Annotated in this window: 13 protein-coding genes; 9 read left to right on the plus strand and 4 right to left on the minus strand. The window is 42.6% G+C overall.

Annotation, left to right across the window (positions count from 1 at the left end; translation table 11 throughout):
• The first annotated feature begins 12 nt into the window (after positions 1-12).
• From VK080_RS13295 to VK080_RS13330, 8 genes are all read left to right on the plus strand, one after another.
• On the plus strand, positions 13-300 hold the full coding sequence (locus VK080_RS13295; protein ID WP_324225254.1) for a hypothetical protein: 288 nt from the start codon (positions 13-15) through the stop codon (positions 298-300).
• Positions 287-3985 carry a nitrate reductase subunit alpha gene (locus VK080_RS13300; protein ID WP_324225255.1) on the plus strand — a complete coding sequence of 1233 codons (3699 nt, stop codon included), beginning with the start codon at positions 287-289 and terminating at the stop codon, positions 3983-3985. Before VK080_RS13295 ends, VK080_RS13300 begins: the two co-directional genes overlap by 14 nt.
• Positions 3975-5468: a nitrate reductase subunit beta gene (gene narH, locus VK080_RS13305; RefSeq protein ID WP_324225256.1), complete on the plus strand. Its 1494-nt coding sequence runs from the start codon at positions 3975-3977 to the stop codon at positions 5466-5468. Before VK080_RS13300 ends, narH begins: the two co-directional genes overlap by 11 nt.
• On the plus strand, positions 5468-6070 hold the full coding sequence (gene narJ, locus VK080_RS13310) for a nitrate reductase molybdenum cofactor assembly chaperone (RefSeq protein WP_324225257.1): 603 nt from the start codon (positions 5468-5470) through the stop codon (positions 6068-6070). The genes narH and narJ overlap by 1 nt, the downstream gene beginning before the upstream one ends.
• A gap of 69 nt (positions 6071-6139) precedes the next feature.
• Entirely contained in the window at positions 6140-6835 is a 696-nt protein-coding gene (narI, locus tag VK080_RS13315) for a respiratory nitrate reductase subunit gamma (protein ID WP_324225258.1), read from the plus strand.
• A 286-nt stretch (positions 6836-7121) separates the two neighbouring features.
• Positions 7122-7766: a 5-bromo-4-chloroindolyl phosphate hydrolysis family protein gene (locus VK080_RS13320; protein ID WP_324225259.1), complete on the plus strand. Its 645-nt coding sequence runs from the start codon at positions 7122-7124 to the stop codon at positions 7764-7766.
• Complete coding sequence (locus VK080_RS13325; protein WP_324225260.1) at positions 7763-8917, plus strand: toxic anion resistance protein; 1155 nt, start codon at positions 7763-7765, stop codon at positions 8915-8917. Before VK080_RS13320 ends, VK080_RS13325 begins: the two co-directional genes overlap by 4 nt.
• A 125-nt stretch (positions 8918-9042) precedes the next feature.
• Positions 9043-10572 carry an FAD-dependent oxidoreductase gene (locus tag VK080_RS13330; RefSeq protein WP_324225261.1) on the plus strand — a complete coding sequence of 510 codons (1530 nt, stop codon included), beginning with the start codon at positions 9043-9045 and terminating at the stop codon, positions 10570-10572.
• Positions 10573-10639: 67 nt separating this feature from the next.
• Here VK080_RS13330 and VK080_RS13335 read toward each other — a convergent pair whose 3' ends face one another.
• On the minus strand, positions 10640-11518 hold the full coding sequence (locus VK080_RS13335) for a LysR family transcriptional regulator (RefSeq protein ID WP_324225262.1): 879 nt from the start codon (positions 11516-11518) through the stop codon (positions 10640-10642).
• A gap of 117 nt (positions 11519-11635) precedes the next feature.
• Between VK080_RS13335 and VK080_RS13340 the strand changes: the two genes are divergently transcribed.
• Complete coding sequence (locus tag VK080_RS13340; protein ID WP_324225263.1) at positions 11636-12703, plus strand: citrate/2-methylcitrate synthase; 1068 nt, start codon at positions 11636-11638, stop codon at positions 12701-12703.
• Between the two features lie 458 nt (positions 12704-13161).
• Here VK080_RS13340 and VK080_RS13345 read toward each other — a convergent pair whose 3' ends face one another.
• From VK080_RS13345 to VK080_RS13355, 3 genes are all read right to left on the minus strand, one after another.
• Positions 13162-13404: a hypothetical protein gene (locus VK080_RS13345; protein WP_324225264.1), complete on the minus strand. Its 243-nt coding sequence runs from the start codon at positions 13402-13404 to the stop codon at positions 13162-13164.
• Between the two features lie 293 nt (positions 13405-13697).
• Complete coding sequence (locus tag VK080_RS13350) at positions 13698-14126, minus strand: cell wall hydrolase (RefSeq protein WP_324225265.1); 429 nt, start codon at positions 14124-14126, stop codon at positions 13698-13700.
• A gap of 100 nt (positions 14127-14226) precedes the next feature.
• Positions 14227-14853, minus strand: a complete 627-nt coding sequence (locus VK080_RS13355; protein WP_324225266.1) for an RlpA-like double-psi beta-barrel domain-containing protein — start codon at positions 14851-14853, stop codon at positions 14227-14229.
• Positions 14854-15005: the final 152 nt, after the last annotated feature.

Raw genomic sequence — 15005 nt, forward strand, 5'->3', positions numbered from 1 at the left:
GAGTGCATAAGCATGTTCTTATTTGAAGATGAAGCAAATATCGTCCAGGACCGCGAAGATCTGCTTTCCATTCTGAAAATGCGTTTCGGCGAAATCCCGCCTAAAATCATAGAATCAATTTATGATGTTAAATCATATGAAACACTGGAACGCTTGATATTAGTTGCCTCCAACGTTCCGAGTCTGAAAATATTTCTCGAGGAACTGGAGGAAGGCGAAGGAAGTTTCCGGATATTAGGCGACCGTTTTAACCCGATTGAAGCACAACATGGAGAGGGTGGAACAGATGGAGAAAAATAAAAATAAACTTTTTGAGAAATTAAAGCATATCAAACCAGGCAGCAGGTTTAATGAAGGCTGGACTGAAGAAAGCCCGCGTCCGCGTGATTCCGAAGATATATACCGCAGAAGATGGCAGCATGATAAAGTTGTTCGTTCGACACACGGTGTGAATTGTACAGGCTCATGCAGCTGGAAGATCTATGTGAAAGACGGTATTATCACATCGGAAACACAGCAGACTGACTACCCGAGCACAGGGGACGACTTTCCGGAATATGAGCCGCGCGGATGTCCGAGGGGAGCCAGTTTTTCCTGGTACACATACAGTCCCATCAGAGTGAAATATCCATACGTAAGAAGCGATTTATACGAACTATGGAAAGAAGAACGTCAAAACGGCGCTGATGCTGTCGAAGCATGGGACAATATTGTCAGTGATCCTGAAAAGCGCAATAAATATGTTAAAGCCCGCGGGAAAGGCGGTTTTGTGCGTGCAACCTGGCGGGATATGAGTGAAATGATTGCAAGCGCGACCATTCAAACGATTAAGAAATACGGCCCCGATCGTGTTGCCGGCTTTAGTCCAATCCCAGCGATGTCAATGGTCAGTTATTCAGCTGGAACCCGTTTCCTGTCATTAATCGGTGGAACGATATTAAGCTTTTACGACTGGTATGCTGACTTGCCGCCAGCTTCCCCGCAAGTCTGGGGCGAGCAGACTGACGTACCCGAAAGTGCTGACTGGTATAACTCCAAATACTTCATCATTTGGGGAACAAACCTGCCGCAAACCCGGACGCCGGATGCTCACTTTATGGTGGAAGCAAGGTATAACGGTACCAAAGTAGTCGGCGTCAGCCCAGATTATGCAGAATATGAGAAATTTGCCGATATCTGGCTGCCTGCAAAAGCAGGAACTGACGCAGCCCTTGCGATGGCTATGACACATGTTATCCTAAAAGAATTTTATGTGGATAAAGAAACACCTTATTTTAATGCTTATGCCAAAAAATATACCGATTTGCCATACCTGGTTATCCTGGAAGAAAAAAACGGGGGATATAGAAGTGACCGTTTCCTTCGTGCATCCGACATAAATAATGAGCATGAACTCGGTGAATGGAAAACCTTGGTATGGGACGGTGAAACAGATCAGCTGGAAACACCGAATGGCAGCATGGGGTTCCGCTGGGATGGGGGAAGCAAATGGAATCTGCAATTAAATAAAGAGGATGGTAGTCTGATCGAACCGGAACTGAGTTTCATAGACAAATCGGATGAAACCGTGATGGTAGATTTTCCTTACTTTGCCGAAAAAGAAGGGGACCTTGTTAAACGCGGTGTACCGGTTAAAAACATTCAGGATATTAATGGCAATACCGTAAAAGTGACAACAGTCTATGACTTGATGATGGCACACACGGGTGTTGGACGCGGTCTTCCTGGTGATTATCCAGCTGACTATAATGATCCGAAACCTTATACACCGGCATGGCAGGAATCGATTACCGGTGTCAATAAAAACCATGTCATCAAGGTTGCAAAAGAATTTGCCGACAATGCCGAACGGACGAAAGGAAAATCGATGATCGCTTTAGGCGGCGGGACAAACCATTGGTTCCACAGTGACCAAATCTATCGTGCCATTTTGAATCTAGTATTACTAACAGGTTCTCAAGGTGTCAATGGCGGCGGTTGGGCCCATTATGTCGGACAGGAAAAGGTACGTCCACAGGAAGGGTGGCAGCAAGTTGCTTTTGCAGGCGACTGGCAAAAGCCGCCGCGGCATCAAAACGGCACATCCTATTTCTATTTTGTTACCGACCAATTCCGTTATGAGGCTCTGCCGGATGACAATGAAAAAACGGAATGGGGAAGCAAATATAATGCGATGCACCCGGCGGATTTCAATGCATTATCGGCAAGGCTTGGCTGGCTTCCTTCGTATCCACAGTTTTCCCAAAACTCGATTGATCTCGTGAAGGAGAGCCGTGAGCGGGGAGCACAGACCGAACAGGAAATTATCGATGATATTGTCAGCCAAATCAAAGACGAAAAAATCGATTGGGCCATCGAAAATCCAGACGACCCGCGAAACTTCCCGCGCGTATTTTTCAATTGGCGCTCCAACCTGCTGGGCGACAGCGGAAAAGGGCACGAGTTTTTCGTTAAGCATCTGGTCGGCGGTGACAATCAGGTACTGGCTGAGCCGGAGAATTCATGGCAGCCGGAAACTGTTAAAACTGAAGAGGAAGTACCGACCGGAAAAGCTGATTTACTCGTCAGTGTCGATTTTCGCATGACAAGTTCAGGGCTGTTTTCTGATATTGTATTGCCTGCTGCTACATGGTATGAAAAATATGATATTAGCAGTACGGACCTGCATCCATTCGTACACCCGTTCAATGCCGCCATTTCACCGCCTTGGGAAGCTAAAAGCGATTGGAATACGTTCCGGGAAATCAGCAAGGTGTTTTCAGAGCTTGCTGAAGAACACCTGCCGGCAACTGAAGAACTCGTTACCTCCCCACTTGGGCATGATACACCAGGGGAAATTGCACAAGCACTCGGGAAGGTCAAAGATTGGCGAAAAGGTGAAGTAGAGGCAATACCAGGTAAAACAATGCCAAGCATGAAAGTGGTTGAACGCGATTATCCGAATGTCTATCAAAAAATGACGACAATCGGACCATTGATCAAAAAAGGTTATGGCGGAAAAGGTGTTACCATTCCGGGCGAAGAAGTGTATGAAGATTTAGGAAAAAGACTCGGAAATTCAAAACGTGAAGGAATCGGAAAAGGGCATCCTGATTTATATACGGATGTACAAGCAGCGAATGCTATTTTGGCGATGTCCGGTGCTACAAACGGTAAGCGCGCTGTTGCCGGCTGGAAATCACTCGAAGCCAAAACCGGACAAAAACTGGAAGAGATTGCACAGCCTCGGGCAGAAGAAGACCATACACTGAGAGATTTAAGCATTCAGCCGCGCAATGCTATTTCAACACCGGTATGGAGTGGACTGGAGAAAGATCATCGCCGTTATTCACCGTTTACCGTCAATACGGAATACAACATTCCATGGCGAACGTTAACCGGACGGCAAAGCTTTTATCTCGACCATGAGGTGATGCTCGATTATGGTGAAGGGTTACCATTGTATTTGCCGCCTTTACGATACGGACCTTTCCTGAAAAAGGAAGAAGGTGTGGAAGAAAACGAAAATAAATCAATTACCGTGAGATACCTGACACCACACCAAAAATGGGGTATCCATACGATGTTCACAGATACAACCAATATGTCGACGTTGTTCAGAGGATGGCAGACCATCTGGATGAACGAAGAGGATGCTGCTTCCATCGATCTAAAGGATAACGATTTTGTAGAAGTATACAACCGCAATGGCGCGATTGCAGCAAGAGTTGTTGTGACCTACCGGATACCTAAGGGTATGGCTTACATGTACCATGCACAGGATCGAACATTAGGTGTTCCTGCTACATCCATCAGTAAAAATGGCGGCAAAAGACGTGGCGGAACCCATAATAGTGTGACAAGGGTGACGCTTAAAGGGACACACATGATTGGTGGCTATTCACAATTAAGCTATGGATTCAATTATTATGGACCGACCGGACATCAGCGGGACACAATAGCCGTTATCAGAGCTTTGAAGGAGGTAGATTGGCTTGAAAATTAAAGCACAAGTCGCAATGGTGATGCATTTGGATAAATGTATCGGCTGCCATACTTGCTCCGTTACATGCAAAAACACATGGACGAATCGGCCCGGAACAGAATACATGTGGTTTAATAATGTTGAAACACGGCCAGGGACCGGTTATCCGAAAAGATGGGAAGATACTGAGCGTTTTAAAGGCGGCTGGACCCTGAAGAATGGAAAACTGCAGCTCAAAGCCGGCGGACCGATTTCCAAGCTGATGAACATTTTTTACAACCCGGACATGGCCACAATGGATGATTATTATGAGCCATGGACATACAACTATCAGCATTTGATTAACAGTCCTAAAAGCGAACATCTTCCTGTGGCAAGACCGCAATCAGTCATTACAGGTGAATACATCGACAAACCGGAATGGGGCTCAAACTGGGACGATGATCTGGCCGGCGGAACTGAGACGGTATCACAGGATCCGACGGTCGAAAAGCTGCAGGAACACATTTCGATGGAATATGAAAAAACATTTATGATGTATTTGCCAAGAATCTGTGAACATTGCCTGAACCCATCATGTGTTGCCTCATGTCCATCAGGTGCATTGTACAAACGTGATGAAGACGGTATTGTACTGGTTGATCAAGAAGCATGCCGCGGCTGGCGCTTTTGCATGAGCGGATGCCCTTATCATAAAGTCTATTACAACTGGAACACACATAAAGCTGAAAAATGCAATTTCTGCTATCCACGGACTGAAGCAGGACTGCCGACAATCTGTTCAGAAACATGTGTTGGACGAATCCGCTACATTGGTGTCGTGCTGTACGATGCAGACAAAGTGAAAGAAGCAGCTTCTGTTGAAGATCCGCAAGACTTGTATGAAGCACAACTTTCTGTATTTCAGGATCCATTCGATCCAGAAGTCATTGAGGAAGCAAAGAAAGCAGGCATTAATGATGAATGGATTGAAAGTGCACAAAAATCGCCTGTTTACAAAATGGCCATGAAATGGAAAATTGCACTTCCATTACATCCGGAATACCGCACATTGCCAATGGTTTGGTATGTGCCGCCGCTAAGTCCGATCATGAATCATATTACAAACGAAGATGATTTAAGCACTGACGGCTATATTCCGGCTGTCGATCAAATGCGGATCCCAGTTGAATACCTCGCTTCCATTCTGGCGGCTGATGATACGAAAGTCATCCGCAAAGTATTGCTTAAATTGACCGCCATGCGGGTACTTATGCGTGGAAAAACCGTCGGAGGCGTTGATGAGTTCAGACAGAGTGAATTGCTGAAAGAAGCCGATACAACACCTGAAGAACTTGAAGACATGGCACGTCTTTTGGGAATTGCCAAATATGATGAACGATTCGTCATCCCAACCGGCAGAAGAGAAATGGACGATGACCTGTATTACGCACAGGGAGCTTGCAGTCTTGAAGATCTGGCTCCGCCTGAAGGTATGGCATCCTTGATCGGAGGGAACCGTTAATGGATAGTCAGGAGCGCACGCTGCTCATAATTGGCTCCCGCTTACTTGCTTATCCAGCTGATGATTTCAGAAGCGAACTTCATGATATTAATGCGTGCATCGAAGAAGATATAACGTCATCCGAGTTACGCAGCAAACTTAAGACAATCGTTACAACATTTAACATCTTTATGCTTGAAGACTTAAGAAAACTATATGTATCGACTTTTGATCTGAGGGCTAAAAACGGTCTTTACTTGACCGCTCATGAACTTGGCGACAGTAACAAAAGGGGAGCTGCCCTGATAAAAATGCAAAAAATCATCAATCAGGCTGGCTATGATCGCATCGATGATGATCTGGCCGATTATATTCCAATGTTATTTGAATTCCTGGCTGTTGCACCATACAGCCAGGATAATGAACGGTTAATACGCCGTCTCGCAGTTGCCGTTCAGCGGATAATGGAAAATTTACCCGATGAGAACCCATATTTCAATTTTTTGCAAGTTTTAATGGATGTCGTTTTTCCGCGGCCAACCAAAAAGGAAATTGAAAGACTGGAATTTGAGCGGGAAGAAGCAGATTTGGAAGAATTACCGTATCCAATCATGTATGGGTGAGGGAGTAATTTTAGCGGAACTATTACAGCCTTCCGCTGAAAATCCCTCACCTCAAAGGAGGGTTAACGTGTGAGTGAAATATTCTGGTGGGTTATTTTCCCTTATGCATGTCTGATCATCATGGTATTTGGCTTATTGTATCGTTTTGCATTTCGACAGTTGACATGGGCTGCACCATCTACGGAATTCTTTGAAAAAAAATGGCTGCGGCTTGGATCACCTTTGTTTCATTGGGGCGTAATCTTTGCTTTTTTTGGTCACGTTATGGGAATTGTCATACCAATGGAATTTTATGAAGCGATTGGCGTTTCTGATCATTTGTACCATATGGGTGCTGTTTATGGCGGTTCGTTGGCTGGTATTGCCATGGTTGCCGGGCTGATTATTCTGCTGATTCGGAAAATGGTGTTTAATCCTGTCAGAGTGCATGCGACATTTGCGGATTTCTATTCTGTTATCGCACTACTTATCATTGCTGCTATCGGGACGTTTATCACGCTATTTGGAAATTATACGCCAAGCGAGTTTGACTACCGGACAGCGATCGGACCTTGGTTCAGGAGTTTATTCGTCCTGAATCCGCAGTATCAGCTGATGACGAATATTCCGTTTATTTTTAAGCTGCATACACTGCTTGGCTTTGGCCTGTTTGCTTCGATCCCTTTTACACGGCTGGTGCATTTTTACAGCATTCCCGTGGCATATCCAACAAGAGCACCACAGCAATACCGGTCGAGAGCACAGTATAAAAAGAAAAGCAGCTGATGTTTTAATAGGAAAAGAACCGAAAGCAATCATATTGTTTTCGGTTCTTTTTTTATTTACGTTAAATTGGAAACAGCTCTGTTTGATTCCACAAAATTTTACAGCTGGAGCTTACTGCTGTTAAGGCGGGACAAATGGTTCTCATAATTTATAGGATTGGAAAATGGTATCGAAATCATTTAAAATTAAATTATGAAACTTTTTACTGACTTTTTTCGTAATAGAAATATACATCATAATCTGATCATGTGACAGCATTTTTCATAAATTATGGGAGCTGACAAATATGCGACGTTTTTTTCAATTTATGTTACAGACAATGATTGGCGCCTCGACAGCCGTTCTGACTGGTTTAATCAGTTTTTTTGTTTTTAATGCCGCTTTCCTGATGTCGGGCTTGTATGCTCTCATTGGTGGAAGTGCCGGTTATTTTGTAACAAAACAACTCATGCATGTTCGCTTCCTCAGAAAAGAAGGGCTAACCCGAAAGGAATATAAATACATCAAAGAAAACCTCATTGAAGCTAAAGCAAAAATCAAACGCCTCCAGCGCACATTTCGGGGCATCCGCAGCTGGCAGCAGGCAAAACAATACATTGAGGTGCTCGTCACTGTAAGGAAAATTTATGCCAATACTAAAAAAGAACCGCGCCGTTTTTATCAAGCCGAACCGTTTTACTATAAACATCTGGATTCCCTTGTGACATTAATGGAAAAATATGCTTATTTGAAATCACAGCCTTCCCGCACCCGAGAAATGAATGAATCATTAAAGGAAACACATCAAACCATCACTGAGTTGGATGGACACATCAAAAAGGATTTACATCTGATGCTCCAGGATGACATGAACACACTTCACTTTGAATTGGATGTAGCCAATCAATCCATTGGCCACATCCGAAAGCATGAAAGCGAGGCATCGAAATGAACGAAAATGACAATCTGCAGCATACAAATGATATTGATGATCTGCTGGCAAATCCATTTAGTACACAGCAAAACCAGGACACTGATACCAATGATAAAACCAAGCCGGACAAGCTGATCGATCAGCTGCCTGAAGAAAGCCGGCAAAAAGCAATGCAGTTAGCCAGTCAAATTGACCCAAACAATTACCAGTCGATTACCCAGTATGGGACAGAGGCACAATCCAAACTACTCAATTTTTCCCATTCAATGCTGGAACATGTGCAAAAAAATGATACAGGGGAAATTGGGAATATTCTGGAAGACCTGATGAAAAAACTGGAGCAGGTTAACCCTGACGAGTTGAAGCCGGAGAAACGGGGTATATTATCCCGTATGTTTGGCAAGATTTCGAATTCCATCAACGAAATCCTTTCCAGGTATCAGAAGACAGGGGCACAGATTGACCGCATCAGTGTAAAGCTCGACAATTATAAAAATGTTCTTACCAAGGATAATGATTTGCTGCAGCAAGTATTTGACAAAAATAAGGAATACTTTGATGCACTCAATATCTATATCGCCGCCGGGGAAGTCAAACGCGAGGAATTGGAAACCCGGCTCATTCCTGACTTGAAGCGAAAGGCTGAAGAATCCGGCAGTCAAATGGACGTACAAGAAGTAAATGATATGATGCAGTTCACAGAACGATTGAACAAGCGTGTTCATGACCTGAAGCTGAGCCGTCAGATCACAACCCAAACGGCACCACAGATTCGTCTCATCCAGAATACCAATCAGGCACTCGTTGAAAAAATCCAGTCATCAATTTTGACAGCTATTCCACTTTGGAAAAACCAAATTGCCATAGCCTTAACACTCATCCGGCAACGTCATGCAATGGAAGCACAGAAACAAGTATCCCAAACAACCAATGATCTGCTCCTGAAAAATTCGGAAATGCTGCAGACAAATGCCATCGAAACGGCAAAAGAAAACGAACGTGGGCTCGTTGATATCGAAACATTGAAACAAACACAAGATAACCTGCTGTCCACGATAGAAGAAACAATCCAGATTCAAACAGAGGGCCGGGAAAAACGTAACCAGGCTGAGAAAGATTTAATAGACATGGAAGATGAATTGAAAAATAAGCTGCTGGAATTAAAGTAATCTTAAAATCGGGAGATAACCCGATTTTTTTATTTGCCCTGATAGTAAGATGGTAGCGGGCATAAAATCTGATTAATGTGTGACAATAAAATTAGCAAAAATTAAAACCTGGAAGGATTGATGATATGGCCAATTCTGTTAATATACCGCAGTTTCCGCAAGCCTTCTGGGGAGATTCTGTGTCACTCCCTGAATTCCCAAAACTGGAAGAATCGATTAAAACGGACGTTGCCATTGTCGGCGGGGGTATCACCGGTATTACAGCCGCTTATTTGCTGACTAAACAAGGCGTAAAGGTTACTTTGATTGATGCCGGCGACCTGTTAAACGGCGTGACCGGTCATACAACGGCCAAAATAACGGCTCAGCATGGTATAATTTACGATGAACTCATCCAGCATTTTGGAGAAGAGAATGCATCTTTGTATTATCATGCTTGCATGGATGCCAAACAGCTCATTGAAGACACGATACAAACATATCAGATAGACTGTGATTACCGGCAGGAGGATGCCTACATTTTTACGAATTCAGACGCATATATATCCAAGCTGCAAACGGAAAAACAAGCATACGATCAGCTTAACATTCCGGGGGAGTTATCCAGCAGCATGCCACTAGATATTCCCGTTAAATCTGTGCTGAGAATGGACCATCAGGCACAATTTCATCCACTTAAATATTTAAAGGTACTCGTGGATGAAGCTGTCAATAATGGGCTGGAAATATATGAGCATACGACAGCGACTGATATCGAATACAATAAACATCCTACCATTGTCACCAGAGACGAGCACCGGATTAACTGCAATTATGTCATACAGGCTTCCCATTATCCGTTTTATGACGGGCAAGGTTTTTATCCGACTCGAATGTACCCGGAACGCGCCTATATTATTGCGGTCAAAACACCGGAACAATTCCCAGGCGGCATGTATATCAATGCTGAATCACCATCACGTTCCGTCAGGTTGGCCAATATGGATGGTGAGGATTTATGGCTGATTGTCGGGGAAAATCATAAAACGGGTCAGGGCAAATCCACGATGAAACATTATGAAGCACTCCAACAATTTGCCGAAAAACAATTTGGTATATCCGAATTTGTTTACAGGTGGTCTGCACAGGATTTAACCACAATGGACAAGGTACCTTATATCGGATCAGTTACAAAGAATGAGGATAACGTTTTTGTTGCGACCGGATATCGCAAGTGGGGCATGACAAACGGTACAATTGCGGCTAAAATCATCAGTGACCGAATCCTTGATAAAGACAATCCCTATTGTGAGCTGTATACGCCATCACGATTCCAGGCAGACCCTTCTGTTCGAAAGTTCACAAGGATGAATGCTGATGTTGCTAAGCATATGATTCGAGGAAAACTTGAATATACCAATGATAATGTGAAGGACTTGGAGCCTGATGATGCAACGGTTACCAGAGTTAACGGCAAACGGACAGGTGTCTATAAAGATAACGATAATCAGCTGTTCGCTGTTGATACAACATGTAAACACCTAGGCTGTGAAGTCAACTGGAACTCCGGTGACCGGACATGGGACTGCCCATGCCACGGATCACGCTATTCCTATACGGGCGAGGTCATTGAAGGGCCAGCAAAAGAACCGCTTAATAAGGTTAAATTGGAATAAAAAATCAGCCCATTAGGGCTGATTTTTTATTATTGGGTTATTCAGTATCCAGCGAAACGGACGCTTCTCAGCTAAAGTGAAAGTTGGATACAAACGCCGCAAATTTACTTTCCAATTCATGTTCATATTTGTAAACAATGTACATACTGGCGGATGGCAGATCCATAAACGGTACGGGTACCTCCAATAATCTGCCTTCCATTATGTCACGATTAATAATGGATTTGGGCAGAAAACTGACACCAATCCCTTCCAAAACAAACCGCTTTGTGATATGTGACTGGGTAACCTGCAGGAATTTATAGGAAGGTAATGTCTGTTTTAGCTGTTTTTTCAGGCCGGACCAATAATCGGGATGATTGTCTGTAAAAATAAAATGCTTTTCCAAAAGTGCTTTTGCATCAATAACCGGCCCGGATTCCGCATCATAACCGTCATGCGTGCAGACAAGTGCGATAGGTTCTTCGTGAAACTTCAATGTATGAACATCTGACGGCCCCGGCAAACATGACAACCCAATATCAACACGCCCATTTGCCACAACAGGTGCGATTTCATATGATTCCAGAACTTGAATGGATAATTCAACATTGGGAAATTGTTTCGTATATGCTCTCAGGACACTTGGTAAAATTGTATCTGCCAAGAGTGGTGAAATCGCAACACGGATCGATTGGTCATACCCCTGTCTGAACCGGTTAATATGCTCAAGGCTTTTTTCATATTGTGCAAGCATCATTTTAGCCTCTTGGTAAAACAACCGCCCCGTCCGCGTCAGCATCATCTGTCTGCCACTTTTGACAAATAGTTTTTCCCCGATTTCTTTTTCAAGCTGTCTGATCTGAAACGTTACTGCAGGCTGAGTAATATATAATGTTTCAGCAGCCATTCTATAATTCTCAAATTCTGCTGCAGTAACGAACGTTTCCAATGTTCGCGTATCCATTATGTACGGCACCTCATTCAATAAAGTTTATTTATTATTTTAACAAGAAATATTAAATTTTAATAATTAATATATTGATTTATACTTGAATTAACAAAAAGGGAAGGGGAGAGTGTCATGTTTCAGCCAGGTTTAAAGGGAATAACCGCAGTACAAACGGAATTAAGCTTGATTGATGGCGAAAAAGGTATTTTGAAGTATCGCGGCTTGCCTATTAAGCAACTTGTCACAGAGCATTCATTTGAGGAAACGGCCTATTTCCTGTTGTATGGACGTTTTCCAACAGAACATAAACGACAGGCATTCGATACGGCATTAAAAAAGAACCGTTACATTCCGGAATATACGAAACAAATTATTGACATGCTGCCATCCAGCGTATCTGTTATGGATACACTAAGAACAGCGATATCTTCTTTACCAGTTTCAGAATCGGCTGATGATAGCCTTGCGCAAAAACTGATTGCCATCACACCAACCATCATTGCTTACCGGTATAGGCAACTCAACGGAGAAACTGACATAAAACCAGATAATGACCTGAACCACGCCGCAAATTTTATGTATATGCTTTATGGCAATACCGATGAAACGCATACCAGAATGCTTGAGACATACCTGATTCTGACAATGGAACATGGGTTAAATGCTTCAACGTTTGCGGCAAGGGTAACTATTTCAACACAAAGTGACCTTATTTCAGCGATAACAAGTGCTTTGGGAACCATGAAAGGACCGCTGCATGGCGGTGCACCGTCAGGAGTGATTGGGTTATTGGAAGACATTAAAACAGATGATAAAATAAGTGAAATTATTCACAAAAAGCTCGAAAATAAAGAACGGATTATGGGATTTGGACACCGTGTCTATAAAACAATTGATCCACGTGCAGAAGCATTAAAAGAAAAAATCCTGGAACTTGATAATTTGCCTGATTGGATGAATTTAGCATTAAAAACAGAAAAGGAAACGATCAGCATATTAAAGCAATATAAATCGAAGCAAAAACTTTATACGAATGTCGAGTACTATGCAGCAGTCATTATGAAATCATTGGGTATAGATGCGGAATTATTTACACCAATCTTCAGTTCCAGCCGGATTGTCGGCTGGTGTGCGCATGCAATCGAACAAGCCGATCATAATACGATATTCCGTCCGAAAGCAGAATATATCGATAAATAAAAAATAAGCCAATTATAAATTACATTATTATAGAGATCACGCTATAAACGTTATGATAGCGTGATTTTTATTATTTGTCTCACTATCAAAAGTATACTTTATAATGAGACAAGACGATTCTTTTTTTGCTATTAGTTCCCATAATAAGTATTATGTCTACTCGAGGAATGAAAAAAGAATTCATTGTATTTTATACCATACCCCCACTCTTTTTATTAAAGCTGCCTCTTATAAAATGACTCATGTATTCATCCGGTACTTCGGAAAATTTACTGGTGCGTGATTTATTCGGCAAAACACCATTTAAGCTTCATATATGCATACTCGTATTTTTATTCTGATATAAAGCCTGATCAGACCCAATATGCTTTTTATATTTTCGAGAATGTATTTTTCCTTCTGTGCAATACTTATGAACTACTTTCACGAGCAACAGTACCATCCGCGATAAAGAATCCTTATATATACGCCATATTTTTCGACCATGTCTTAAAATAGTCTTCATTAAATGTATATTTCCTTTTCCAGCTGCCAAATGGTCTTAATTGCACATTGTTCTGCTTAAGCAATTTTCTTATGTATCTTGCTGAAACGTTGGCTTTTGCGGCTATTTCGGTTGTACTCATACCTCCCTTGTACAAACTGATTATCTGTTCGGTTGCAAGTGTTCTTTTTCTCCTCTTCCACGATTGGTAAGTCATTTATACCCTCCTGCACCCATAGAATGTATGTTCGATTACAAAACACCACACTTTCAGACTGTTGCATACATTTATTTTAAAAAATTCAAAAAACAGACACCACATCGTCAATGTGCTGTCCGATTATCACACGTATTAAAGCTTCGCGAATATCAAATGAAATTATCTGGTTATTCATCGGGTTATAAAAAACACCCGCCCGCACTGTAATCGTTTCCTGATCTGACTGCAAGGTATACTCATATATTTCCTTCATCCATGATGGGCACTCATCGGATAATGATGTGCTGAGGTTAAAACGTGCTATAAACCTCTTCGCATTCCGCTCCGGTCGGTTCATAAAAACAGTGGAGCTTATATCGTCCCACAAGGGGCTGATCATACCAGGTTGGTGGGCAATCGCCCGGAGGTCTGAAATACCATAAACTATATTTTGCAGGCCAGCGCCTTTCTCCTTGCACAACTCTGCGGGCCAGCCGTTTTTCACTTCCCCTTGCACGTTGATAAAACATTCCATGCTGAACAGCTTCATAAGCAGTTGGCTGATAAATCACCTCTGGCAGTGTCCTTAATCCCGCAAAATCAGAACAGTTGACTCTTACGCGATTAACCGTAACAGCACCAACATGCAGCATACCCAATTTACCTTCACCAACAGCTTCAGCTCGAAGTAATCTTGCCAAGAGATTTATATCCTTGTTGGTTGCCTTAATGACGGCCATGTTTTCACCTCCATAATTATAATATTATCTATGGGCTCACATATTGCTGAACATACCTGACTTTTTACTGGGGTGTTGGCAAGGTAACATCGCATAAATATTAAACTTCATTTACATCAAACGAAATAATCCGGTTGTTATTCGGATTATAAACGACACTCGCGCGTACTGTGATGGCTTCCTGAGCTGACTGAAGGGTGAATGCATATGTTTCCCTAGTCCGTGATGCGGATTCTACTGTTTTGTCCACAAAGCTGTATTCAACTACATTGTAACCAGAATACGCTGTTTGCACTAATTCCAATAAATACTTCCCCCACTGCTGTTGTTCAAGCTGTGAGACGGGTATAATCTGAATATCAATAACACCTTGCTGCGGATTGGCACCTAACGTTTCGAATACTCTGCGGTGTACATTTAGACGATTATTCGAAAAACCAGGAACTTCATCAACGACCTCAACCAAGATAGATCTTCCAGTAACAGGATAATTGACTTGTAATGTCTGACCACATTGATATGGAGAATCCTCACCTACTGCCGCAGTCATGTACAAATTGTCTGACCACGGAATACCGCATTTGGTAATCTGTCCACCCTCTGTCCATGTTGCCTGACCACTGATGGGCTGCTGCCGGACATCGGGGTACATAACATCTTGATAATGAAGCATTTGAGCGTCATACGGATACATATTTTTGAAATATGGATTGATCGGATACATCATTCTCCCCCTGTCTGAATCATACTTCATTCAATACAGTATGCATCTGGAGAAAAGACTGTGACAGATGCCCTTTACACGGTTCTTAGACAGGTTCATATGAGAATAGAATCATGAAGAAGCGTGTGACGAAAGGAGTAAATGAATGAAACAGC

Origin of the sequence: Lentibacillus sp., assembly GCF_035301925.1 — a bacterium.
Taxonomy (GTDB): Bacteria; Bacillota; Bacilli; order Bacillales; family Amphibacillaceae; genus Lentibacillus.

Excerpts from the sequence above, each read along its gene's own strand:
- VK080_RS13295 (WP_324225254.1), top strand. The coding sequence starts at position 13 with ATGTTCTTATTTGAAGATGAAGCAAATATCGTCCAGGACCGCGAAGAT.
- narJ (WP_324225257.1), top strand. The coding sequence starts at position 5,468 with ATGGATAGTCAGGAGCGCACGCTGCTCATAATTGGCTCCCGCTTACTT.
- VK080_RS13320 (WP_324225259.1), top strand. The coding sequence starts at position 7,122 with ATGCGACGTTTTTTTCAATTTATGTTACAGACAATGATTGGCGCCTCG.
- VK080_RS13350 (WP_324225265.1), bottom strand. The coding sequence starts at position 14,126 with ATGGCCGTCATTAAGGCAACCAACAAGGATATAAATCTCTTGGCAAGA.
- VK080_RS13340 (WP_324225263.1), top strand. The coding sequence starts at position 11,636 with ATGTTTCAGCCAGGTTTAAAGGGAATAACCGCAGTACAAACGGAATTA.
- VK080_RS13345 (WP_324225264.1), bottom strand. The coding sequence starts at position 13,404 with ATGACTTACCAATCGTGGAAGAGGAGAAAAAGAACACTTGCAACCGAA.
- VK080_RS13330 (WP_324225261.1), top strand. The coding sequence starts at position 9,043 with ATGGCCAATTCTGTTAATATACCGCAGTTTCCGCAAGCCTTCTGGGGA.
- VK080_RS13335 (WP_324225262.1), bottom strand. The coding sequence starts at position 11,518 with ATGGATACGCGAACATTGGAAACGTTCGTTACTGCAGCAGAATTTGAG.
- VK080_RS13355 (WP_324225266.1), bottom strand. The coding sequence starts at position 14,853 with ATGATGTATCCGATCAATCCATATTTCAAAAATATGTATCCGTATGAC.
- VK080_RS13325 (WP_324225260.1), top strand. The coding sequence starts at position 7,763 with ATGAACGAAAATGACAATCTGCAGCATACAAATGATATTGATGATCTG.
- VK080_RS13300 (WP_324225255.1), top strand. The coding sequence starts at position 287 with ATGGAGAAAAATAAAAATAAACTTTTTGAGAAATTAAAGCATATCAAA.